Here is a 23,796-nt window from a genome sequence, read left to right on the forward strand (position 1 = left end):
TTTATAAAGTTTTTTCTGGGTCTCTGACCACCAGCAAGTCAACCTTGGCGTGGCGCAGGATATATTCAGATGAAGATCCAACTAGCAGCCGTTCAAAGGCATTGAGACCGGTAGCACCGACCATGATTAGATCTACCTTATGCTCTTCTGGGATATCTGTAGCCAAGAGAGTCTTGGGATTGCCCATCTCAATGACAATGTCAACATACTTGATACCGGATTTTTGAGCCTTTTCTTTCAGCTCAGCTGTCAGCTTTTTGGCATCTTCCTGTAAGTCCTCGTAAACATCTGCATCAAAGGTTGAGACACTTTGCAAAGCCCGGGTATCAATGACGTGGGCGATAGTGAGACGAGAGCCGTTTCGGAGAGCTACGTTAACACCCTTTTCAAAGGCTAGTTCGGATTCGTGAGAACCATCCACAGCAACCATAATGTTTTCATATTTCTGAGTCATAGAGCTACCTCCTCTAAAATGGTCGGCAAAGGACGTCGCATCATTCACAGAATGATTGGGCTGACCAAAAATCAATCAGTCCATAACGTCCGAGTGATTTGCAACTATTTTCTTGTTTCTATTGTAACCCTTTTCAGAAAAAAAGTAAAGATAAAATGGAAATGCTGTCAGAAAATTGCAAGCCGAAAAAGATTCCTTTACTTTGAGGGATTAGAAAAAGAATGGGGCTTTTTGTCCTATAATTCTCTTTTTAATTAGATGAAAAGTGAGTTTATTTTATTGTTGTCAATCGCTTTTTCTGGTGGTATAATGATAACATTCTGATGAATAGAGGAAAAATAAGAATGAAAGAATTTGACAAGTCCAGCAAGCTGGAACATGTTGCCTATGATATTCGCGGTCCAGTTCTGGATGAAGCTATGCGCATGCGGGCCAATGGCGAAAAGATTCTCCGCCTCAATACTGGAAATCCGGCTGAATTTGGTTTTACCGCTCCTGATGAGGTCATTCATGATTTGATTATGAATGCGCGTGACAGTGAGGGCTACTCTGACTCCAAGGGGATTTTTTCAGCCCGTAAGGCTATCATGCAGTATTGCCAGCTTAAGAATTTTCCTAATGTAGATATTGATGATATTTATCTGGGAAATGGTGTCAGCGAGCTGATTGTCATGTCCATGCAGGGCTTGCTGGATGATGGGGACGAGGTGCTGGTACCAATGCCAGACTATCCACTCTGGACGGCTGCAGTTAGTCTGGCTGGTGGGAATGCTGTTCATTATGTCTGTGATGAGCAGGCAGAATGGTATCCAGATATTGACGATATCAAGTCAAAAATCACATCTAATACCAAGGCTATCATTATCATCAACCCAAACAATCCAACGGGAGCGCTTTATCCTAAGGAATTGCTGCTGGAAATTGTGGAAATTGCTCGTCAAAATAATCTCATTATCTTTGCGGATGAAATCTACGACCGCATGGTGATGGATGGCAATGTCCATACGTCTGTGGCTAGTCTGGCTCCTGATATCTTCTGTGTCAGCATGAATGGTCTTTCTAAGTCGCACCGAATCGCAGGCTTCCGTGTTGGCTGGATGGTGCTATCTGGACCTAAGCATCATGTTAAGGGTTATATCGAAGGGTTAAACATGCTCTCCAACATGCGCCTGTGCTCCAATGTCTTGGCTCAGCAAGTCGTCCAAACCTCACTTGGCGGTCATCAGTCTGTGGATGAACTGCTTTTGCCAGGTGGTCGTATCTATGAGCAGCGTAATTTCATCTATCAGGCTATTCAGGACATCCCGGGACTGTCAGCTGTAAAACCTAAAGCTGGTCTCTATATTTTCCCAAAAATTGACCGGAACATGTATCATATCGACGATGATGAGCAGTTTGTGCTCAATTTCCTCAAGCAGGAAAAAGTCCTTCTCGTCCATGGACGAGGCTTTAACTGGAAGGACCCAGATCATTTCCGAATCGTTTATCTGCCTCGAGTAGATGAGCTAGCTCAAATCCAAGAGAAAATGACGCGCTTCTTGCGCCAATATCGCCGTTAATAAGCGGATGCTACAAAAAGGTTGGACAAGGTTCCGGCCTTTTTCTTATCAAATTTACATATTTTTTAGTCTTATGGCTGTCTTTGAATTGAAAAAATAAAAAAATCAAGATGCTCTGGAAAACGAATTTGAGGTCGGTTGGTAAAAATTATAGGCGGTTTTACCGACATTTTTTAGGAATTTGTCCAACATTTTTTATGTATCTGTCCAAAAATGCTTAAAAAAATGTGTTAGCGTCTTCCTTCCAGAAGACAAACATGGTAGAATGTGTTTGTCAATGTTTTTAACAATGATGAAAAAGTGGAGGAGATTATATTGACAATGAAAAAGACACTTAGTGCTTTTTCTGTCAGTGCAGCGGCATTGTCTTTGGTGCTCGCAGAAGGAGTTCAGGCTGATCAATTAGTTGATAATCAGTCTTATTCTGATGCGCCCGTTAGTCAAAGCCAACCACAGGCAGAAAACACACAAAAGGATGAATCTGTTTCGAAAGAACAGGTAGATGCTGCTCAGGCTCTTGTAAAAGAAGCCGACAGCAATGTTGCACAAGTGAAAGCTGATTTGGCTCAAGCTCAAGCAAATACTGCTGCCGCTCAAAGTCAGGTCGAGCAAGCACAAGCTGAAGCTAACCGGGCACAGGAGGCAGCTGATAAAGCTGGTCCGGAAGCTATTGAAACAGCTAAGCAAGAAGAGAGCAATCAAAAAGCTCAAGTGGACAGCAACAAGTCAGAATTGGCTAAAGCTGACCAAGCAACTAAGACGGCTGAAGCTGAGCGCGATGCCCAGGCAGCCAAGACTAAAGAAGCTCAAGAGCAAGCGAAAACTCAAGAAGGACGTCTTGCTAAAGCTCAAAATGACGTGAAGGAAGCTCAGGCCAACCTAAGTGGGGACGCTACAGCTAAAGCAGAAAAAAATGTGAAAGCAGCCCAAGACAAGGTGGCAGCTGACCAGTCTGCTGTTGAAACAGCTCAAGCAAAAGTAGCTACAGCTCGTCAGACTGACAGTCAGAAGCAGGCTGAGGTTGCAAAAGCTCAGACCAACCAGACTCAGGCTAAGACGGCTCGTGATGCTTCTCAAAAGAACTTGCAGGAAAAAACTGCTGCAGCTGAGAAGACTCAGTCGGATCTGAACCAAGCTCAACAGGCTTTGCAAAAGGCTCAAGCTGGAAAAATTACTACTGAAGCTTCTAGCAATAAAAACCGTGTGTCAATGACGCCGGAATACATTGCAGCCTTGAGAGAGCTAATCGCACCGAATTTATCAGAGCAAAAAACTAATGAGATTCAAAATAGACTGGCTGCACTTAATGCCAGTGCTAAGGCTCTCAATCGTTATGTAGCAGATCCTACAGATAGCAAAGCTTTGATTGATACCAACAATATTCCACAGAATGTTCGTCAGGAACTTTCACAGTTTGCTTCAGAACTCATCAACCAGCTGCGTGCTCAGATGGGAACTGGTGAAGTGGCTGTGACACCGTCATCAATTGATTTCGCTGATAAGGTGGCGACAGAATATCGCAAAGACAACTGGAACTGGGATTTGATGGAGAAATACCATCACGATGCTAAAGCAATTAACCGCGTAGCGCGTGAATATGGTTTAATGACCACAAGTGCTGAGCAAGAGAGCAAAGGTCTCCAGTATTATGAAAACGCTTATATTTGGAGAGAAAAAGCTGGCCAAATGAGTGTGGCTGAAATGAAGAGACGAATCTATGATTCTGTTGTTGAATTCATGTTTAATGGCTATGAATGGCTGCATGCTACATCTATTTCTGGTCTCAATACTGGTCGCCAGAAAAACTATCTGGGAGTCGATTTCTCAATGGAAGGTGACATCACTATGGCCCATTTCACCATGGTGTCAGAAGATCAAGTCAAATATGCCAGCAAAAAGAACTTCAATGCCAGCCCGATTACAGGCAAAGCTGCAACAGCAAAAGTAGATCCACAGGAAGTAGCTCAGGCTCAAACTGCCTATGACGCTGCCTTCAAGGCTAATCAACTGGCTCTGGCATCTAAGGGAGTTGCTCAGACTACTTACAATCGGAAGGCTGCAGCTCTAGAGCAAGCCAACCAGCAACTGGCTCAGGCACAAGCTCAAGCAGGTGAGTCAGCAACTGCTCAGGCCCAAGCAGCTCTTGCTGCAGCTCAAGCGGATTTGGCAGCTGATCAAGCGGATTTGGCAGCAGCACAAGCAGCCCTGCAAAACTCAAACTTGGATGACAAGACTAAAGCAGAAAAATTAACTCAGGCCCAAGCAGCTCTGACTGCTGTTCAAGCGACAGTTGCCGCAGCTCAAGAAGCTCTAAAAACTGAATCAGATAAGTTGGCTCAGCTAGACGCAGCTTTGAATGCAGCAAAAGAAAGAAAGACTAATCTTGAAAAAGCTGTTACAGATGCTGAAGCAGCATTGCAAATGGCTAAAGAGTCATTGTCAAATCTTGAAAATGCAGAAGAAAACTTGGAACAAGCTAAAACTAAACTAGCCGCAGCTCAGGCTGCTTACCAAGCAGCTCTTACAGCTCAAACAGATCAAGAAGCAAAAGTAGCAGTTTTAACTGCGGTTCAAGCACAAGCTAAGGCGACATATGACTTGCTAGCTCAAACTTATGCTGAGCAGAATAAGGAAGAAGATATTCGCTATTACCAATCTGTTTTGGCTCACACAGAGGAGCGTTTCGCTCGCTCTCCGCTTGCTGGACAAGTAGGAGATCCTCAGCATACAGCTCTTGGAACTACTGGAAATGCTGGAAGTGCTAGCTCTGGAAATCATAAGCAGACAGCTGCTTCAGGTCATGCCTTGCCTAAGACAGGAGAAAACTCTTCTTGGCTTCTTCTAGCAGGCCAAATGCTTCTGCTCATGGCTATGAAATTGTTCTACAAGAAACGTTCTCTTGATTAGAAAGAACAAAAGTAATCAAAAACAGTCAAATTCTTGACTGTTTTTTTGTTTAATATGGCTTGATATATCAAGTCATATACTTGAAAAATTCTTTATTTTATAGAATTGTATGTAATTGTTTTTCAATAAAAAATTTTCAGATAATTATTGAAATTTCACGGCTTTTATGTTACAATGAAGCTAATAAATATGAGGTAAAAATATGGCCGATTTACTAGAAAAAACACGAAAAATTACGTCTATTCTGAAGCGCTCGGAAGAGCAGATGCAGGAAGATTTGCCCTATAATGCTATTACGCGTCAGTTGGCTGATATTATCCACTGCAATGCCTGCATTATCAATAGCAAAGGACGTCTTCTAGGCTATTTCATGCGCTACAAGACCAATAATGACCGTGTAGAAGCTTTTTTTCAAGATAAGAATTTCCCAGAGGAGTATGTCCAAGAAGCCAACCTGGTTTATGAAACGGAGGCTAATCTGCCGGTTACGCATGATTTGACGATTTTTCCGGTAGAGACCAAGGATGATTTTCCAGATGGCCTGACTACTATTGCTCCCATTCATGTTTCAGGGATTCGTTTGGGCTCATTGATTATCTGGCGTAATGACAAGGAATTTGCGGACGATGATCTGATTTTGGTTGAGATTGCCAGCACAGTGGTTGGTATCCAGCTGCTTAACTTCCAGCGGGAAGAGGATGAGAAAAATATCCGCCGCCGGACAGCTGTGACCATGGCGGTCAATACTCTGTCTTACTCAGAACTGAGAGCTGTTTCAGCAATTTTGGGAGAGCTGAATGGCAATGAAGGCCAGCTGACAGCATCTGTCATTGCTGACCGTATCGGGATTACCCGCTCAGTGATTGTTAATGCCTTGCGTAAGCTGGAAAGTGCTGGGATTATTGAAAGCCGCTCACTGGGGATGAAGGGAACTTATCTGAAAGTCCTGATTCCAGATGTCTTTGATGAAATTAAAAAGAGGGACTACTAATGGCTAAAGCACTGATTTCCATTGATTATACAGTTGATTTTGTCGCAGATGAGGGCAAGTTGACAGCAGGAGCGCCAGCACAGGCAATTTCTGAAGCCATTGCTCAAGTGACGGAGGCAGCTTTTGACCGAGGAGATTATATCTTCTTTACTATTGATGCTCATGATGAGAATGATGCCTTTCACCCAGAGAGCAAGCTGTTTCCACCTCATAATATCAAAGGGACCAGCGGTCGTAATCTTTATGGTCCTTTGGCTGATTTTTATGAGAAGCATCAAGCATACTCTCGGGTCTTTTGGATGGATAAGCGTCATTATTCTGCCTTTTCCGGCACGGATTTAGATATTCGATTGCGGGAAAGAAAGGTAGATACGGTCATTTTGACTGGAGTCTTGACGGATATTTGTGTCTTGCATACAGCGATTGATGCCTATAATCTTGGTTATAAGATTCAAGTGGTAGAGCCAGCTGTGGCTTCTCTGTCAGAGGAAAATCACAAATTTGCCTTAAACCACTTGCAAAATGTTCTGGGTTCGACTATAATAGATACAATTTAAGAGTAAAAGAGAAGCAGAGTAGGCTTGCTGGCTTGCACAGAGAGTGCTGATAGCTGAGAGCAGTACCAAGAAAGCAAAAACCGAAGAACATGTTTCGTAATCTTTTGTGTGATTAAGCACAAACGTCGCTCACGTTACGAGTTCAGAGGCTGCCTTTTAGGGCGGCGAATAACAGTGGTACCACGGCTTTCGTCTGTTTTAGAGACGGAAGTTTTTTATTTTGCAGTAGGTCAGGTGAAGGCGGTTGGGAAATATTGCTAATAACCTGAACAATAGGGCGGAGCTACTAATTGATTTGAGAGGGAAAGAACATGAAAGAAATTTTTATCGGAAACTATGGTTTAGAGCAGGTCGGACAGACCATGACCGCAACTGGCTGGGTGGCCAATATCCGCAATCACGGCAAACTAGCCTTTATTGAGTTGCGGGACCGCGAGGGCTTGCTTCAGGTCTTCGTTGGCGGTGAGATTGAAGATTTTGCTAAGTTGGAAGACATTGGCAAAGAGGATATCATTGCAGTGACGGGGCAAGTAGTTCAGCGGGAAGAGCGTTTCGTCAATAAGTCCATCAAGTCTGGTCAGGTTGAGCTGAGAGCTGAAAAGATTGAGGTTATTGCTAGCAGCAAGGCATTGCCTTTTGAGCTGGACCAGCATGCCCATACGGGGGAAGACCTACGTCAGAAATACCGCTACCTAGACTTGCGGCGTGAGAAGATGACACATAACCTCAAACTACGTCACCAGGTCACCTCAACCATTCGGGAATATTTGAATGGTTTGGACTTTTTGGAAGTGGAGACGCCTTATCTGACCAAGTCAACACCAGAAGGGGCTAGAGACTTTTTAGTTCCTAGTCGGGTCTTTAAAAACCAATTCTACGCGCTGCCTCAGAGCCCGCAGATGCTTAAGCAGTTATTGATGGGCGCTGGCCTTGAGCGCTATTATCAGATTGTTCGTTGTTTCCGTGACGAAGACCTGCGGGGCGATCGTCAGCCAGAATTTACCCAGGTGGACTTGGAGTTGAGTTTTGCAAGCGAAGAAGAAATCCGAGCTCTGGTTGAAGCCATGCTCAAGGCTGTTGTCAAGAAAACTCATGGTTTAGAGTTGACAGAAGCTTTTCCGACTATCAGTTATGAAGAGGCTATGAGCCGCTTTGGTTCTGATAAGCCAGATACGCGCTTTGGTTTAGAGCTGAAGAGTTTAACGGATTTGTGCCAGTCCAATGATTCGCTTCTCATCAAGAAAGTCTTGGATAACCAAGAGGAAGTGATGGGAATCTGTGTGCCAGATGCGGCTAGTGCTTTTAGTAAGAAACAACTGAGTCATTACTATCAGGAAATGAAGGAATTTGGCTGCAGTCGTTTCGCCAGTCTAAAGGTTGGAAATGGCCAGTTAGTTGGTGATTTGGCTAGTACCTTTGAAGCTGAAAGTCAGGAGTTGCTGGAACGTTTTGAGGCCAAGGATGGAGATTTGATTCTGCTAGTCATGTCTAAGAAGCGTCGGGCTCAGGAAGCTTTGGGACATCTACGTATAGAAGTCGCAAAAGCTTTAGATTTGATTGATCCGAGTTTGCTTCATTTCCTTTGGGTTGTGGATTGGCCGCTGCTGGAGTGGAATGAAGACCAAAACCGCTATCAAGCCATGCACCATCCTTTCACACAGGGCATCTTTGAAGATGGACAAGAGCCAGACCAATTCCGTAGCCATGCCTACGACATCGTCTTGAATGGCTATGAAATCGGCGGTGGGAGTCTGCGGATTCATGACCGGAAGGCTCAGGAAGCTATGTTTGAGCTTTTAGGCATGAGCCGAGAAGACTATGAACGGGACTTTGGTTTCTTCCTGGAAGCCTTAGAATACGGCTTCCCACCACACGGCGGCTTGGCTCTGGGCTTAGATCGCTTGGTTATGATTTTGGCTGGGGAAGAAAATATCCGGCAAGTCATCGCCTTTCCGAAAAATGGTACTGGCTTTGATCCTATGCTGGAAAGTCCAAGTTTGGTGGATCTAAGACAGCTCAAAGAACTGCATTTGGAATTGAAGAATTAGCCTGAAATATGGTAAAATGAAATGATGCGAATTCCTGAAGAATGGCAGGAAGAAGCTGAAGAAAAGAGCTAGCGGATGGTAAATAAATCAGCATCCCTGGCTTGTCAAAGTAAAGGTGAGCTGAAGCTTGGAAATAAAGATATCATCTAGAAATTGTTATTTTTAGTCGCTAAAGCTCACATATCTTATGAAAGGAATCAGAGATGAAGATTACTCAAGAAGAAGTAAGTCACGTTGCTAAGCTGTCAAAACTGGCTTTTTCACCAGAAGAAACTGCTGAGTTTGCGACGACCTTAACCAAGATTGTCGACATGGTCGAATTGCTCAATGAAGTGGACACGGAGGGTGTGCCTTTCACTTCTAATGTAGCTGCTAATATCAACTATATGCGAGAAGATGTGGCTCAGCCAGGTTGGAACCGGGAAGAGCTTTTCCAAAATGTACCTGAAAAAGAGCGGGGCTACATCAAAGTGCCTGCCATCCTAGATGACGGAGGAGATGCCTAATGACTTTTAATCACAAGACTATTGAAGAGTTGCATGATTTGCTGGTCAAGAAAGAAATTTCTGCGGTAGAGTTAACTCAGGCGACTTTGGCAGATATCAAAGAACGTGAAGCGGCTGTGGACAGCTTCATTACTGTCAGCAAAGAAGAGGCTTTGGCTCAGGCTGCGGCTCTGGATGTTAAGGGCATTGATGTGGACAATCTTATGAGCGGAATTCCGCTGGCAGTCAAGGATAATATCTCAACCAAGGGGATTTTGACGACGGCTGCTTCTAAGATACTCTACAATTACAAGCCGATTTTCGATGCGACTAGCGTAGAGAAGCTTTACGGTAAGGATATGATTATCGTCGGGAAGACCAACATGGACGAGTTCGCCATGGGTGGATCCAGTGAAAACTCTTACTTTAAGACGACTAAGAATGCTTGGGACAGCAGCAAGGTTCCTGGTGGGTCATCTGGTGGATCAGCGACAGCTGTTGCCTCAGGTCAGGTTCGTCTGTCACTGGGTTCAGATACGGGTGGTTCCATTCGTCAACCGGCTTCCTTTAACGGTGTAGTCGGCCTCAAGCCAACTTACGGGCGAGTTTCCCGTTTTGGTCTCATTGCTTTTGGTTCTTCTTTAGACCAGATTGGGCCTTTCTCTCAGACGGTTAAGGAAAATGCCCAACTTCTGAATGTTATTTCTGGTAATGATCCTAAGGACTCTACATCATCACAAGAAGCAGTACCAGACTTTACCAGCAAGATTGGCCAAGATATCAAGGGGATGAAGATTGCCTTGCCTAAGGAATACATGGGTGAGGGAATTGACAGCAAGGTCAAGGAAACGATTCTGGCAGCGGCGAAGCACTTGGAAAGTCTAGGAGCCATCGTTGAAGAAGTTAGCCTGCCTCACAGCAAGTACGGCGTGGCAGTCTACTATATCATTGCTTCTTCTGAAGCTAGTTCTAACCTGCAGCGTTTTGACGGTATTCGCTATGGCTACCGAGCAGAAGGCATTGAAAATCTAGAAGATGTCTATGTCAAATCTCGTAGTGAAGGCTTTGGTGAAGAGGTGAAACGCCGGATTATGCTAGGAACTTTCAGTTTGTCATCTGGTTACTACGATGCCTACTTCAAGAAAGCTGGTCAGGTTCGGACCTTGATTATGCAAGATTTTGCCAAGGTATTTGAAAAATATGACTTGATCTTAGGTCCAACCGCACCAACTGTTGCTTATGATTTGGGTAGTCAAAACCAAGATCCAGTGGCCATGTATCTGGCTGACCTTTTGACCATTCCAGTCAATCTGGCCGGCCTGCCTGGCATTTCAATCCCAGCTGGCTTTGCAGATGGTCTTCCTGTCGGCTTGCAGTTGATTGGTAACCACTTCGATGAAGTGACCATCTATCAGGCAGCCGCAGCATTTGAAGCGACGACTGACTACCACAAACAGCAGCCAGTTATCTTTGGAGGTGAAAAATAATGAACTTTGAAACAGTTATCGGACTGGAAGTCCATGTTGAATTGAAGACCGATTCAAAAATTTTCTCACCGGCTCCAGCTCACTTCGGTGAAGATCCAAATGCCAACACCAATATCATTGACTGGTCCTTCCCAGGTGTTCTGCCTGTTATGAACAAGGGTGTCATTGACTATGGTATCAAGGCTGCTCTGGCTTTGAACATGGATATTCACCAGAAGATGCACTTTGACCGCAAGAATTACTTTTATCCGGACAATCCAAAAGCCTATCAAATTTCTCAGTTTGATGAGCCAATTGGCTACAATGGCTGGATTGAAATTGAGCTAGAAGACAGTACAACCAAGAGAATCCGTATCGAGCGGGCCCACTTGGAAGAAGATGCAGGAAAGAATACCCACGGCAGCGATGGCTACTCTTATGTGGACCTCAACCGCCAAGGAGTGCCACTGATTGAGATTGTCTCGGAAGCGGATATGCGCAGTCCAGAAGAGGCCTATGCCTACCTGACTGCCCTCAAGGAAATCATCCAGTACACGGGCATTTCTGATGTCAAGATGGAAGAGGGCTCCATGCGGGTCGATGCCAATATTTCCATCCGTCCTTACGGTCAGGAAGAGTTTGGTACCAAAACTGAGCTGAAAAACCTTAACTCCTTCAACTTTGTCCGAAAGGGTCTAGCATTTGAGGAAAAACGCCAAGCTGAAATCCTACGCAGCGGCGGTCAAATCCGTCAGGAAACCCGTCGTTATGACGAAGCAACTGGCGAAACCCTACTCATGCGGGTCAAGGAAGGTTCAGCGGACTACCGTTACTTCCCAGAGCCTGATCTGCCTATCTTTGAGATTGAGGATACTTGGATTGAGCAAGTACGCAGCAGTCTGCCAGCCTTTCCAAAAGAGCGCCGTGCCAAGTATGTGGGCGATTACGGCCTGTCTGACTACGATGCCAAGCAGTTGACAGCGACCAAGGCTGTGTCAGACTTCTTTGAAGCTGCTGTTGCGGCAGGAGGAGACGCCAAGGCTGTCTCTAACTGGCTCCAAGGAGAAGTAGCGCAATACCTCAATGCCGAAGGCAAGACTATCTCTGAGATTGAGCTGACGCCTGAGAACCTGACTGAGATGATTGCTCTGATTGCAGATGGAACGATTTCTTCTAAGATTGCTAAGAAGGTCTTTATTCATCTAGCTAAAAATGGTGGTTCTGCCAAGGAATATGTACAAAAAGCAGGCCTGATTCAAATCTCAGACCCTGCCCAACTTCTGCCAATTATCCAAGAAGTATTTGCCAACAACGAAAAAGCTATCAATGACTATAAAGGCGGCAATAAGAATGCGGCCAAGTCTCTGATTGGTCAGCTTATGAAGGCCACTAAGGGTCAAGCCAACCCTCAAGTAGCACAAAAACTGCTCAATGAAGAGTTGGAGAAATTGTAGAAATAAGTAGAAAACCAGTCAAGAGGCTGGTTTTCTTTTGTGGAGAATAAATATGATAAAATAGAAAAAACATAGGAGCTATAGATATGAAACAACTCTCAAAAATAATTATTCTCCTACTAGCTGGATTACCGATAATGGTAGGATTTAGCGCATGCGGAGAGAAAATACCAGAAAATCGCACAAAAGAACAGTACGAGTTGGAGAAAGAGTTTCAGCCACTGTTTAACTTTTTAGCGGAAGAAAAGAAGGATTTATCAAATGTAAAAATTTATTATAACTCACTTTACATAACTGATAGAAAAACAAAAGTGAAACGAGTAGATAGAGCAATCATTCTTGAACAGTTTAAGACAATTTATCGTGCTGAAAATTTAGAAATGGCAGTACAAGCTTTAGAGGACTTTGTCGCTGAATGGAAACCAAAGTATAGGAAAGTAATGGAGAGTCTAGAGAATACGGATAATCTTTTAACTTTTTATCAGTCTCCCTACCAGATTTGGCACGGCATTTATTCGACAAATCTTATTGAATCTCTCAACAAAGAAATAAAACGTCAAACGAAAAAGAAGGTTCTTTTCCCTAACGAGGAGGCTCTGGAACGTTATTTAGTTACTTTGCTTGAAGATTATAATTTCAGGCATAGTCAACGAACTCATAAAGGGTTTGGCCAATGTTCTGATACCCTTGAAAGCTTATTTAATTAACAATCCGTAACTCTGCTTGAGTGTTTACACAAAATTGTTGACAGTATCATAAAATAGAGAGATTTACTTAAAAAATATATTATTAATTAATGATATAATTATTAATTAAGAAGTTAATGGTTTAGAATGGAAATTGATATCTATGAAACAAAAAAATATTACAACTAGAGAGATATTAGAATTTTTAAAAAAAAAAGAGCCTAGAATAGAATTTAAATATATTCCTGAGGGGAAGTATTTTGAATTACTGAATAGAACTGATAAGAAAGTATACAAAGTTTCTAAATATAAAGATAGGAAGATCCCATTTTTTTCAGAAAATCCAATAGTTTGGAAATTTCATCTCACTAATAACCCATCTCAAGACTATTTTAAAAACGCGCTTGACAATTATGAATTACAGAATGATAAAAGAGTTGAAGGTAAAGATAGAGGACATTTTGTTCCGAATTGTTTTAAAGAATATCTGATACCATCAGTAAAAAAAATTAATAATCAAGAAAAACTGAAAATTAATAATTTTTTTAGTAAAGGAAACAAGAAAAATATAACACCTCAAGACCCAAAGGCCAACCGAAATTCAAAAGATTATGTTGGACAATTAAAATTCGAACAGAGAGTGCAGAATTTCTTAAATGATAAGAAAAATTCTAAAGGAGAAGTTTACTATGAAATTGAAGAATATAGAAAAGGGGCATTGATTTTAGGACGTAGAATTTATATTAGTTTAAAAAGTGATAGCAATTCAGATGAAGAGACAATTCATGTGTTTATTCCTGAGGATCGTCAAAATTTAAATTAAAGTAATAAATGAGACAGTACCGTATAGTTTTCAAAGCGCTGTAGTTCAATCTGGAACGATGTGAATAAAAACATTTACTAAAATAACAATATTTTTATTGTTAATTATTAATTAATCATTATAAAAAGGAGATAATATTTTGAGAAATACGACGAATAAACAGGATGATTTTAAGCTCACCACTTGGCCAGTTAGATTATTTACTGCTTTTATATTCTTTTTCCCGATTATAGTGAAGATGTTTAGATACTTCGCTTATTATGGTCTTATAATTCCTTCAGAGCCTTGGAAGTTAGCACTGAATGTTGTGGTTGAGAACTTTTCGTTTTATTCAACTGCACTAACTATTAGTTTCACAGTATTTGTGTTTGTCAGTAATGAAAGGAATAGATACCGTGATGATAGAAAAGAACGTGAAAAAGAACGTGAAAGAAATGTAAAAGAAAAGGAAAAAGAATTAGAGCAATATAAAGATCATTATAGACCTAGTTTTGTGGTTGATGCTACTAAAGGTATAATCTTGATAATGCGAGAAGATACTTTATATATAGAGAATGTAAAGTATTATGATTCTAGCGATAATACGAAAAATTGTATTAGTAAAGTATCTTTAAAGTCGGGAGATGTTGTTTCTAAGAAGATACCACGTTCATTTTATATTACTGCTACAACAATAATTGGTGAGGAAATTCTTTTTGGGTATCTAAATGGAGGCATAAAGATTTATAAATATTTAAAATCGAAGGGGAATGCATTATATCCTGGTATTGGAAATTATAGTGATATATCATCTTCTAAAGATTGGGGAGACTATAACAATATTAGTGTGCCGACTGATTCAACGTTATCTGAAATTTTCTTTTATAACACATACGAAATTAGAGAAAAGATTTTTCTGAACACAAATAAAATGAAAGGCATTATTGATTCAAGGAATTTTAATGAACTCTTAAACTCCTTATTTGAGTTGCTTTCTTATGAAATTGAAGCAAATACAGTGGAACTTTCCAGTGTGTATTCAGTATTGCAAGATGTGTTAGATATTGTAAAATACAACACAGATTGTTTTGATGAAATTAAAAAATTTGATTTTAGATTAGAGTACATATTGAATAAAGAATCTTATATTATCAATAATTCACCTACAGAAATTGGTTATTTTGATTCATTAGATGATATTAATAATTTTTTTATGATGGACTTTATTGACCATATACAACGTAATCTTTGTTTATTAAAAACTGAAGAGAAGATTGACAAGTCTACTGAAAAATTTGTTTTGAGGGATATTTTAGCGATATTACTGGAGGTTTTCGATAATACAGATATACCTAGTTTAGGTAATATTCTTTTAATTAATTTAAAGGCAGTAATCTTTAATAATATTCACTTGAAGAAATAGTGCAGCCGTTGAGCGCCTGCGGAGAGAAAATACCAGAAAATCGCACAAAAGAACAGTACGAATTAGAGAAGGAGTTTCAGCCACTTTTTGACTTTTTAGCGGAAGATAAGAAAGATTTGTCAAATGTAAAATTATATAGCAGTAAAATTTTTATGATGGATGAAAATGCTGATAGTAAAATATCAAGGGGTGTTTATTTAAAACCTGATAATACAGGAGAGTATGTAATTGAGCAAGGGGGACAAAATACGGAGTTTCATGCTCAGTATAATAACAGCGAATTACAATATGATAAGGAGGTGCCTCAAGAATATGATTTAGAGGTTTTAAATCTGAAATTAGAGCCTAAATTTTTCCAAGAACTATCTATTTTTGATTACATGACCAAACATCCTGATACAGGTATGAAACGGATTGATTATAATATTGTAGATGCAAGTAAATATTTTAATAATTTAAAAGAAAAGTATGGATTAAAAAAAGATTGTTCAACCTCTGTTGATGTAATGATTAATAGCGAGGGTCATTTTGAGCTTATACTAGAATTCTCTGACGAAGAACGATTACTTGTAATTACGAATTCAATTGTGATAGATATGGAGTGATAAATGAATAAAAAAAGTAATTATAGAAAAGTGTGAGGATTTTTCAGCAAATATTCCTTATTATGTTTATATATTTGAAAATAGTAAAAGTCATATATCAAATAGTCAAATTAAGAGATAAGGAATAGAGGCGACTATATGCTTCTCATGTTGCTGACGATTAATAGCTTAGTATTTTTAAATATCACAGCCTTTTATTTCGTCTTTTCTTTAGCCATCAGTTGTGTTAAAATAATTAAAAAAATAAAGAAGTCTTTTATGTCAGAAATTAAAATCAAACGCGAGACAGGTTTTGTAGGGATTATTGGGAAGTTTCCAATCTTTATCAATGATCAGAAAGTTGGCGCAATTAAGAATGGTGACGAGGCTATTTTTCCTATTGAGGGAGAAGAAGCTGTTGTTCGTGTAGGAGCAGCTCCTATGAAAACTAAGCCAGTGACAGTTAAAGCAGGGCAAACCTTGCTGATTGAAACAAATTTTACTAATTTTTCTATTTGTTTGGGAACTTTAGTAGTTGCTTTTCTATTTGGTGGATTGCTTCGTGCGATTCTCTTGATTCTTTATATTGTTTTAATGTTCCTTCTTCCTTTCTACTCTGCTAGAATTGCAGAATAAACTTGATACCAGCAGATGCTGGTTTTTTGTATGTTATTTTTTGAAAATGTAGCTAATCTTTTGACAAGATTTCTGAAAGGGTTTACAATAAAATTAACAAATTATAAAGCGAGGTATATTTATGGCAAAAATGAATGCTGCGCGTTGGTATGGCGCTAAAGATGTTCGTATTGAAGAAGTGGATGTACCGGAAGTTAAACCGCATCAGGTTAAGATTGCGGTCAAGTTCACAGGAATCTGCGGAACTGACCTGCATGAATACTTGGACGGACCGATTTTTATTCCGACGGAAACAGAGCATGTCTACTCTGGCCAGAAAGCGCCTGTAACCTTGGGGCATGAGTTTGCTGGAGAAATTGTTGAGGTCGGCAGTGCTGTGACGCGAGTCAAGGTTGGCGACCGGGTAACGGTTGAGCCTATTTTGGCTAAGCATAATCTGATCGGTGATTACAATCTGGACCCTAATCTAAACTTTGTCGGTTTGGCGGCAGACGGTGGTTTTGCCAAATACTGTGTTTTGGATGGAGACATTGTTCACAAAGTTCCAGACAGCCTTAGCTATGAGCAGGCAGCCTTGACAGAACCTGCTGCTGTGGCTGTTTACGCGGTCCGTCAGTCAGCTCTTAAGACGGGCGATACAGCGGTTGTCTTCGGTTTGGGGCCAATCGGGCTCTTGATTATTGAGGCATTGCGGGCAGCCGGGGCCTCTAAGATTTATGGTGTCGAGTTATCTCCAGAACGCCAAGCCAAGGCAGAGGAGCTTGGGGCCATCATTGTGCGGCCAGAAGAAGGCGAAGGTGTGGTAGCTGCTATTCATCGTTTAACTGGTGGCGGGGCAGATGTATCTTATGAAGTAACTGGGGTGCCGGTTGTGCTGGGGCAGGCTTTGGCTGCTGTTCACAAGGCAGGGGAATGTATGGTAGTTTCTATCTGGGAGCGAGAAGCCAGCGTCAATCCTAATGAATTTGCCATTCAAGAAAAAACGCTCAAGGGTATTATCGCCTATCGGCATATTTTCCCTAAGGTGCTGGAGCTGATGGAGCAGGGTTATTTCTCTGCTGACAAGCTTGTGACCAAGAAGATTAAGCTGGAGGATATTGTGCAAGAAGGCTTTATCGAGCTGACGCAGGACAAGGCGCAGATCAAGATTTTGGTATCGCCGGAATAAATCTTTGCTTAATCATGAGATGAAAATCAGTCAAAACTGGCTGATTTTCTTTATGGTTTGTGTTGTAATAAGCAAAGATATAGAAAGATGCTGGAATACCAAAAGTTTTGAAAGGAATCATCTTTTCCTACACGGTCTTTTTTAAGGATACTTCCCTGATAGGTCCTGTCAAATCCAGTCTTCTAGCTTCCATTGAGCCTATTTCAGTAGTCTTCTTTGCCTTTTTCTGATGAATTAGCATTTTTATATCGTTGACCTGGTAGGGATTGCTATGATTTTAATAGCTGTTTCCCTTAAAGATTTATGGCTGCAAAAAAGAAAAAGTCCTGCGGACTCTCTTAGTTGAACTATTATATATGGGAGACAAAAAGGATAAATAAAAAAGGAGTTGATTTCATTCAACTTCTTTTTATTTGGAGACCATTTTCCAGAAAAAATCGATGATATAGGTCAGTCCGTAGGTATAGATGACGAGGGTGATGGGTTTGCAGAGAAGGATAATCAGCATGTACTTTTTGAAAGTCATCTTGGTCAGGGCGGCCAGCATGCAGAGAAAGTCGGCTGGACTGATGGGCCAAATCATCATGAAAATAAAGAAGCGTTCAAAGCGATTGCCCTTATCCAGCCAGCCGATGTATTTATCATAAGTGCGCTTGCTGACGACAGACTGGACAAAAGCCGGACCGTAGGTGCGCGCCAGATAAAATATAAAGGCGCAGCCAATGACAATGCCGATATAGTTATAAATGGTGCCGACGATATGGCCGTAGATGAAAACACCAGCGACAGAGGTCAGGGCACCAGGAATAATGGGCACGACCGTCTGTAGAATCTGCAGGAAGATAAAGAGAGGCGGTCCCCAGATGCCAGCCTGCTGAATAAAGGCTGAGAGAGTTTCCTTGGACTGGAGAATGCCTGCGAAATAGGCCCAAAGACAAAAGGCCACCGTTCCTAGAGCGCCAATGGCGGATGACCAGTTGATAATCTTTTGCAAAAGAGGAGAAACAGCCTGCATCTGCCTGTTTTTTTCTGCCATACAAACCTCCAGGACATTTATACTATCACCACTATAATATCATCTTTTGTCCTTTTTGTAACCTTTGAGGATGGAGATGCTAAAAAACTTGAAAGATGATATAATGATATGACTGGTGAGCAATAATCTATAAGCATTCAAAAATTAGAGAGTGCTTGTGCTCGAACTAAAAATTCTAAGAGTTAGGAGAGTTATAGTGCAAGAATTTCTAAACTTATATCATCAAAAATTGTGGGAGATTGCATATGAGAATCTCATAAGAACATTTTTCCACCCTCATACAATTATTTTCTTTGTATTATTTTTAATTATTTCTTTCTTAATCTTTTACGTATATTTCGAAAAAAATGTACTTTACTATTTATAGTTAGTTATTTCTCCTTGTTCCTTTTGGGAGGAGTCGCAGAGTTTGTGAATAGCTATGACAAAATTATGAGTCCAGATTCAAGTTATAACCAATCCTTTTGGTTATTTCCAGTAGAAATGAGCTTACAGATTGAAGATGAGCAACCCTTATCTAGTGTTGATGGAGAACTTAAGAAAGAAGATGTTATACTGTTTGCAGAAGCTAATCCTCAATATCACGATGGTCTTTTTAGTGATACAGCGTATTTCTTTACACGTAGCCATATAGAGGGGAAACATTTTTTAGTTGCTTTAGTAGGCTACGAAGAGAAAGATGGTGAATGGCAATCTGTTGACATTCGCATTGCCCCTGGTGATGAAGAAAAGGATCTTCAGAAATTTTCTAAGGTTCTTCACATAAAAAAAGATGAAGCAGAGGGTGCTACCGGTATTATTTCTAAACTTCAAAAATTTTATGAAAAAAAGTTAGAGAGCGAAAAAAAATAGATAGTGGTCTTATGAGCATGAATTTTGCCCATTTTAAAATGAAGCTTCCCGCTTGGGGAGCTGTTTTCATTTGCTTGAAAAATAGAAAAGTAAACATCACCTATTCGCTCTAGAAGAAATAGGACCAGGAGTGCCAAAAAGCCCATTTTATGCTATAATAGTGAGAATACGAATTTTTGGAGAGAGATGTGGCGATTGAAGATTATATGCCGGACTTTGCGGTCGAGGCAGTTTACGATTTAACAGTAGAGAGTTTGAAAAGACAGGGGATCAAAGCGGTTTTGGTGGATTTGGATAACACCTTGATTGCTTGGAATAATCCTGATGGAACCCCAGAGATGAAGAAGTGGCTCCATGATTTGCGGGATGCTGGCATTCGGATTATTGTGGTGTCCAATAATAACCAAAAACGGGTCAAACGGGCTGTTGAAAAGTTTGATATTGACTATGTCTACTGGGCGATGAAACCCTTCACTTGGGGAATTGACCGGGCGCTTAAGCTTTTTCATTTTGAAAAAAAGGAAGTGGTCATGGTAGGCGACCAGCTCATGACGGATATTCGGGCAGCACATCGGGCTGGGATTCGTTCCATTTTGGTTAAGCCACTGGTTGAGCACGACTCTATCAAAACCCAGATCAATCGGGCGCGTGAACGCCGTGTGCTCAAGAAAATCACTGAAAAATACGGCCCAATTCAATACAAAAAAGGAATTTAAGCATGGAAGAACTTCTCTGTATCGGCTGCGGAGCCACTATTCAGACAGAAGATAAGGGTAAGCTAGGCTACACGCCCCAATCAGCTCTAGAAAAAGGCTTGGAGACAGGTGAACTCTATTGTCAGCGCTGTTTCCGCCTGCGCCATTATAATGAAATCAGCGACGTCCAGCTGACGGATGATGACTTTCTGCGGCTTCTCCATGAGGTTGGAGATAGCGACGCCTTGGTCGTCAATGTAGTCGATATTTTTGACTTTAATGGCTCGGTCATTCCTGGTCTGCCTCGCTTTGTCGCAGGAAATGATGTTCTCTTGGTCGGAAATAAAAAAGATATTTTGCCTAAGTCGGTCAAGGACTGCAAGGTGACCCAATGGCTGACGGAGCGGGCTCACGAAGAAGGTCTGCGTCCAGTCGATGTGGTCTTGACCTCTGCTCAGAACAAGCAGGCAATTAAGGACTTGATTGACAAGATTGAGCATTGCCGCAAGGGACGTGACGTTTATGTGGTTGGCGTGACCAATGTGGGCAAGTCCACTCTGATTAACGCGATTATTCAGGAAATCACGGGCGATAAGGATATTATTACGACTTCGCGTTTCCCGGGTACAACTCTGGACAAAATCGAGATTCCTTTAGCGGACGGCAGTCATATCTATGATACGCCGGGTATTATCCATCGTCACCAGATGGCTCACTATCTTTCTGCTAAGAATCTCAAATACATCAGTCCTAAAAAGGAAATCAAGCCCAAAACTTATCAGCTCAATACTGAGCAAACCCTATTTTTGGGTGGTTTAGGCCGCTTTGATTTTGTGGCAGGCGACAAGCAGGGCTTCACAGCGTATTTTGACAATGAGCTCAAGCTCCACCGAACCAAGTTGGAAGGCGCCAGTGGCTTTTATGACAAGCATGTCGGCAGTCTCTTGGTGCCGCCGGTTGGCAAGGAAAAGGAAGAATTTCCAGCCTTGGTCAAGCATGAATTTACCATCAAGGACAAGACAGATATCGTCTTCTCTGGTCTGGGTTGGATTCGCGTCAGTGGTCCTGCCAGAGTAGCCGGATGGGCGCCAGAGGGTGTGGCGGTTGTCACTCGGAAAGCCATTATATAATACTCAAGAAACCAAGGGGAATAAATTCCCTTAAAATAAGGAAGGAAAAGGCCATGAGCAGTGGGGAAAAGCAGGTCCCAACTGACCTCAAGCCTTATAGAAGAACATGACACTAACATCAAAACAAAGAGCCTTTCTCAACAGTCAGGCACATAGTCTCAAACCTATCATTCAGATTGGGAAAAATGGACTCAACGACCAAATCAAAACCAGTGTCCGTCAGGCACTGGATGCGCGAGAACTGATCAAGGTTACGCTCTTGCAGAATACAGATGAGAATATCCATGAAGTTGCTGAGATTTTGGAAGAAGAAATCGGAGTGGATACAGTGCAGAAGATTGGCCGGATCTTGATTCTCTACAAGCAGTCCAGCAAGAAGGAAAATCGTAAACTCTCTGTCAAAGTCAAGCAAATTTAAGGAAAAATTTCTGTGGAGATATCAGCCTATGGCTATTGAATTACTGACCCCCTTTACCAAGGTGGAATTAGAACCAGAAGTTAAAGATAAAAAACGCAAGCAGATTGGCATTTTAGGTGGGAATTTCAACCCTGTCCACAATGCTCATTTGGTCGTGGCGGATCAGGTCCGCCAACAGTTAGGCTTGGATCAGGTCCTGCTTATGCCAGAGTACGAGCCGCCGCATGTGGATAAGAAAGAGACCATCGATGAACAGCATCGGCTAAAAATGCTGGAGCTGGCCATCGAGGGCATTGAAGGCCTAGGAATTGAGACCATTGAGCTGGAGCGAAAGGGAATTTCTTACAGCTACGACACTATGAAGCTGCTGACAGAGCAACATCCAGATACGGACTATTACTTTATCATCGGTGCAGATATGGTGGACTATCTGCCCAAGTGGTACCGGATTGATGAGCTGGTTGAGCTGGTTCAGTTTGTCGGTGTTCAGCGGCCGCGCTACAAGGCTGGGACATCATACCCTGTTATCTGGGTGGATGTGCCCCTCATGGATATTTCCTCCAGTATGGTGCGGGATTTTCTGGCTCAGGGACGGACTCCTAATTTCCTGCTGCCGCAGCCAGTGCTAGACTATATCAAGAAAGAAGGGCTTTATCTATGACCTATGAAAGTTATATCAGCATGAGCCGTGAGGCCTTGCTGGTTAAGATGGAAACAGTCATGTCTGAGAAACGTCTGCGGCATTGCCTAGGAGTGGAAAAGGCTGCTCGTGAATTAGCGGAGCGCGTCGGTCTTGATGTCGAAAAAGCTGGTCTAGCAGGACTCCTGCACGACTATGCCAAAAAGGTCTCGGATGAGGATTTCCTATCCTTGATTGACAAATACCGGCTGGATCCTAATCTGAAAAACTGGGGCAACAATGTCTGGCACGGCATGGTGGGCATTTACAAGATTCAGGAAGACCTGGGTTTGAAAGATGCTGAGATTCTGCGAGCCATTGAGATTCATACAGTGGGTAGCGGCACCATGTCTGAGCTGGACAAGGTCGTCTATGTCGCTGACTATATCGAGCACAACCGGGACTTTCCCGGAGTGGACAAGGCCAGAGAGCTGGCACAGCGGTCGCTCAATCTAGCTGTGGCTTATGAAACAGCAAGGACAGTGGAGCATTTGGCTCACAAAGGAATGCCCATCTATCCGCAGACCTTGGAGACCTACAATGCCTTTGTAGGGTATTTGAAGGAAATAGAAGAAAATTAAAGAGGAACTATGAAAGAACAAGAATTGTTGGAACTGGTCGTGAAGGCGGCCGATGAAAAGCGTGCAGAAGATATTGTAGCTTTGGACCTGCAAGGTCTGACTACTGTGACAGATTACTTTGTCATCGTAAGCTCTATGAACAGTCGTCAGCTGGATGCAGTCGCTGAAAATATCCGTGAGAAAGCTGCTGCGGCGGGTGTTTCTGCTGGTCATGTTGAGGGCGATGCAGCTGGTGGCTGGGTTCTCTTAGACTTGGGTGGTGTGGTCGTCCATGTCTTTTCTGAGGAAATGCGGGCGCATTACAATCTGGAAAAACTGTGGCACGAAGCAACTGGTGTGGATGTTGCAGCCTTATTGGAAGAAAAAAATAAGTGATTTTTTGCCCTTAGGCAGAAAGCAGAATTTAGCTCAGTCAGACTGCTGGCTGGGCTATTTTTGAAAGGAAAAGTATGGCAACTTATGAAACCTTCGCGTCGGTTTACGATGCGATTATGGATGATTCTTTGTATGAGAAGTGGACGGATTTCAGCCTGCGGCATTTTCCCAAGGATAAGAAAAAGCTGCTGGAGCTGGCCTGTGGTACGGGGATTCAGTCCATTTATTTTAAGCAGGCAGGTTTTGATGTGACAGGGCTGGATCTGAGTCAGGAGATGCTGGACTTGGCAGAAAAGCGTAGCAGAGAGGCCGGTTTGGACATTCCCTTTATACAAGGTAATATGCTGGATTTGAGTGGCGTTGGTCAGTTTGATTTGGTGACTTGTTATTCGGACTCGATTTGCTATATGGAGGATGAAGTCGATGTCGGTCAGATCTTCACTCAAGTTTACCAGCATCTAAATGAGGGCGGTCGCTTTATCTTTGACGTGCACTCGATTTACCAGATTGATGAGGTTTTTCCAGGCTATTCCTATCATGAAAATGCTGAAACCTTTGCCATGGTCTGGGATTCTTATGCGGATGAACCGCCTCATTCCATCGTGCATGAGCTGACCTTCTTTGTCCAAGAGGAGGATGGGAGCTTCACGCGCCATGATGAGGTGCATGAGGAGCGGACCTATGAGATTCTGACCTATGATATCTTGCTGGAGCAGGCTGGTTTTAAGAATATCAAGGTTTACGCGGACTTTGAGGACAAGGAGCCAACTGACAAGAGCGCTCGCTGGTTCTTTGTGGCGGAGAAATAAA

At 42.1% G+C, this 23,796-nt stretch carries 23 protein-coding genes and 2 pseudogenes; 23 read left to right on the forward strand and 2 right to left on the reverse strand.

Features of this window, described 5'->3' with window-relative positions:
* Position 1: 1 nt before the first annotated feature.
* On the reverse strand, positions 2 to 454 hold the full coding sequence (locus tag RYK49_RS01930; protein ID WP_002896311.1) for a universal stress protein: 453 nt from the start codon (positions 452 to 454) through the stop codon (positions 2 to 4).
* Positions 455 to 798: 344 nt separating this feature from the next.
* On the opposite strand from RYK49_RS01930, the gene RYK49_RS01935 reads away from it, so the two are divergent.
* The 15 genes and pseudogenes from RYK49_RS01935 to RYK49_RS02005 all read left to right on the forward strand — a co-directional run.
* Entirely contained in the window at positions 799 to 2,013 is a 1,215-nt protein-coding gene (locus RYK49_RS01935; RefSeq protein ID WP_009659361.1) for a pyridoxal phosphate-dependent aminotransferase, read from the forward strand.
* 321 nt (positions 2,014 to 2,334) lie between these two features.
* Entirely contained in the window at positions 2,335 to 4,920 is a 2,586-nt protein-coding gene (locus tag RYK49_RS01940) for an SEC10/PgrA surface exclusion domain-containing protein (RefSeq protein ID WP_111676296.1), read from the forward strand.
* 202 nt (positions 4,921 to 5,122) lie between these two features.
* Entirely contained in the window at positions 5,123 to 5,911 is a 789-nt protein-coding gene (gene codY / locus RYK49_RS01945; RefSeq protein WP_002896308.1) for a GTP-sensing pleiotropic transcriptional regulator CodY, read from the forward strand.
* Complete coding sequence (locus RYK49_RS01950; protein WP_111676294.1) at positions 5,911 to 6,468, forward strand: cysteine hydrolase family protein; 558 nt, start codon at positions 5,911 to 5,913, stop codon at positions 6,466 to 6,468. The genes codY and RYK49_RS01950 overlap by 1 nt, the downstream gene beginning before the upstream one ends.
* Positions 6,469 to 6,779: 311 nt before the next feature.
* On the forward strand, positions 6,780 to 8,516 hold the full coding sequence (gene aspS / locus RYK49_RS01955; RefSeq protein ID WP_314864682.1) for an aspartate--tRNA ligase: 1,737 nt from the start codon (positions 6,780 to 6,782) through the stop codon (positions 8,514 to 8,516).
* Positions 8,517 to 8,719: 203 nt separating this feature from the next.
* Positions 8,720 to 9,022: an Asp-tRNA(Asn)/Glu-tRNA(Gln) amidotransferase subunit GatC gene (gene gatC, locus RYK49_RS01960; protein ID WP_002896305.1), complete on the forward strand. Its 303-nt coding sequence runs from the start codon at positions 8,720 to 8,722 to the stop codon at positions 9,020 to 9,022.
* Positions 9,022 to 10,488, forward strand: coding sequence for an Asp-tRNA(Asn)/Glu-tRNA(Gln) amidotransferase subunit GatA (gene gatA, locus RYK49_RS01965; RefSeq protein WP_314864683.1), 1,467 nt, complete (start codon positions 9,022 to 9,024; stop codon positions 10,486 to 10,488). Before gatC ends, gatA begins: the two co-directional genes overlap by 1 nt.
* Positions 10,488 to 11,921 carry an Asp-tRNA(Asn)/Glu-tRNA(Gln) amidotransferase subunit GatB gene (gene gatB, locus RYK49_RS01970; RefSeq protein WP_314864685.1) on the forward strand — a complete coding sequence of 478 codons (1,434 nt, stop codon included), beginning with the start codon at positions 10,488 to 10,490 and terminating at the stop codon, positions 11,919 to 11,921. The genes gatA and gatB overlap by 1 nt, the downstream gene beginning before the upstream one ends.
* Before the next feature lie 305 nt (positions 11,922 to 12,226).
* A pseudogene (locus RYK49_RS01975) lies at positions 12,227 to 12,628 on the forward strand (transposase); the annotation flags it as partial.
* Between the two features lie 142 nt (positions 12,629 to 12,770).
* Positions 12,771 to 13,430 carry a hypothetical protein gene (locus RYK49_RS01980; RefSeq protein ID WP_314864687.1) on the forward strand — a complete coding sequence of 220 codons (660 nt, stop codon included), beginning with the start codon at positions 12,771 to 12,773 and terminating at the stop codon, positions 13,428 to 13,430.
* Between the two features lie 139 nt (positions 13,431 to 13,569).
* Positions 13,570 to 14,832, forward strand: coding sequence for a hypothetical protein (locus RYK49_RS01985; protein ID WP_126435847.1), 1,263 nt, complete (start codon positions 13,570 to 13,572; stop codon positions 14,830 to 14,832).
* Positions 14,832 to 15,437 carry a hypothetical protein gene (locus RYK49_RS01990; RefSeq protein WP_314864690.1) on the forward strand — a complete coding sequence of 202 codons (606 nt, stop codon included), beginning with the start codon at positions 14,832 to 14,834 and terminating at the stop codon, positions 15,435 to 15,437. Before RYK49_RS01985 ends, RYK49_RS01990 begins: the two co-directional genes overlap by 1 nt.
* 147 nt (positions 15,438 to 15,584) lie before the next feature.
* On the forward strand, positions 15,585 to 16,052 hold the full coding sequence (locus RYK49_RS01995) for a hypothetical protein (RefSeq protein ID WP_314864691.1): 468 nt from the start codon (positions 15,585 to 15,587) through the stop codon (positions 16,050 to 16,052).
* 121 nt (positions 16,053 to 16,173) lie between these two features.
* A complete protein-coding gene (locus RYK49_RS02000) occupies positions 16,174 to 17,220 on the forward strand; it encodes a 2,3-butanediol dehydrogenase (RefSeq protein ID WP_314864693.1) in 1,047 nt (348 codons plus the stop codon).
* 89 nt (positions 17,221 to 17,309) lie between these two features.
* Positions 17,310 to 17,566 (forward strand): annotated as a pseudogene (locus RYK49_RS02005) (EamA family transporter); the annotation flags it as partial.
* Between the two features lie 63 nt (positions 17,567 to 17,629).
* Here RYK49_RS02005 and RYK49_RS02010 read toward each other — a convergent pair.
* Positions 17,630 to 18,256 carry a TVP38/TMEM64 family protein gene (locus RYK49_RS02010; RefSeq protein ID WP_314864695.1) on the reverse strand — a complete coding sequence of 209 codons (627 nt, stop codon included), beginning with the start codon at positions 18,254 to 18,256 and terminating at the stop codon, positions 17,630 to 17,632.
* A 411-nt stretch (positions 18,257 to 18,667) separates the two neighbouring features.
* On the opposite strand from RYK49_RS02010, the gene RYK49_RS02015 reads away from it, so the two are divergent.
* The 8 genes from RYK49_RS02015 to RYK49_RS02050 all read left to right on the forward strand — a co-directional run bounded on the left by RYK49_RS02015 (position 18,668) and on the right by RYK49_RS02050 (position 23,795).
* Entirely contained in the window at positions 18,668 to 19,108 is a 441-nt protein-coding gene (locus RYK49_RS02015; RefSeq protein WP_314864697.1) for a hypothetical protein, read from the forward strand.
* 188 nt (positions 19,109 to 19,296) lie between these two features.
* Entirely contained in the window at positions 19,297 to 19,824 is a 528-nt protein-coding gene (locus tag RYK49_RS02020; protein WP_172858948.1) for a YqeG family HAD IIIA-type phosphatase, read from the forward strand.
* Positions 19,825 to 19,826: 2 nt separating this feature from the next.
* Positions 19,827 to 20,933, forward strand: a complete 1,107-nt coding sequence (yqeH, locus tag RYK49_RS02025; RefSeq protein WP_314864699.1) for a ribosome biogenesis GTPase YqeH — start codon at positions 19,827 to 19,829, stop codon at positions 20,931 to 20,933.
* Positions 20,934 to 21,039: 106 nt separating this feature from the next.
* The gene (gene yhbY, locus RYK49_RS02030; protein WP_002896287.1) at positions 21,040 to 21,351 is read left to right on the forward strand and encodes a ribosome assembly RNA-binding protein YhbY; all 312 of its coding nucleotides are present in this window, start codon (positions 21,040 to 21,042) and stop codon (positions 21,349 to 21,351) included.
* 28 nt (positions 21,352 to 21,379) lie between these two features.
* Complete coding sequence (locus RYK49_RS02035) at positions 21,380 to 22,012, forward strand: nicotinate-nucleotide adenylyltransferase (RefSeq protein ID WP_314864701.1); 633 nt, start codon at positions 21,380 to 21,382, stop codon at positions 22,010 to 22,012.
* Positions 22,009 to 22,611 (forward strand): bis(5'-nucleosyl)-tetraphosphatase (symmetrical) YqeK, encoded by a 603-nt coding sequence (yqeK, locus tag RYK49_RS02040; RefSeq protein ID WP_314864703.1) that lies wholly within the window; start codon positions 22,009 to 22,011, stop codon positions 22,609 to 22,611. Before RYK49_RS02035 ends, yqeK begins: the two co-directional genes overlap by 4 nt.
* A 9-nt stretch (positions 22,612 to 22,620) precedes the next feature.
* Entirely contained in the window at positions 22,621 to 22,986 is a 366-nt protein-coding gene (gene rsfS, locus RYK49_RS02045; RefSeq protein WP_002901020.1) for a ribosome silencing factor, read from the forward strand.
* Positions 22,987 to 23,060: 74 nt separating this feature from the next.
* Positions 23,061 to 23,795, forward strand: coding sequence for a class I SAM-dependent methyltransferase (locus RYK49_RS02050; protein WP_314831579.1), 735 nt, complete (start codon positions 23,061 to 23,063; stop codon positions 23,793 to 23,795).
* The last annotated feature ends 1 nt before the right edge of the window (position 23,796 follow it).

It is taken from the genome of uncultured Streptococcus sp., assembly GCF_963525625.1.
Classification (GTDB): domain Bacteria; phylum Bacillota; class Bacilli; order Lactobacillales; family Streptococcaceae; genus Streptococcus.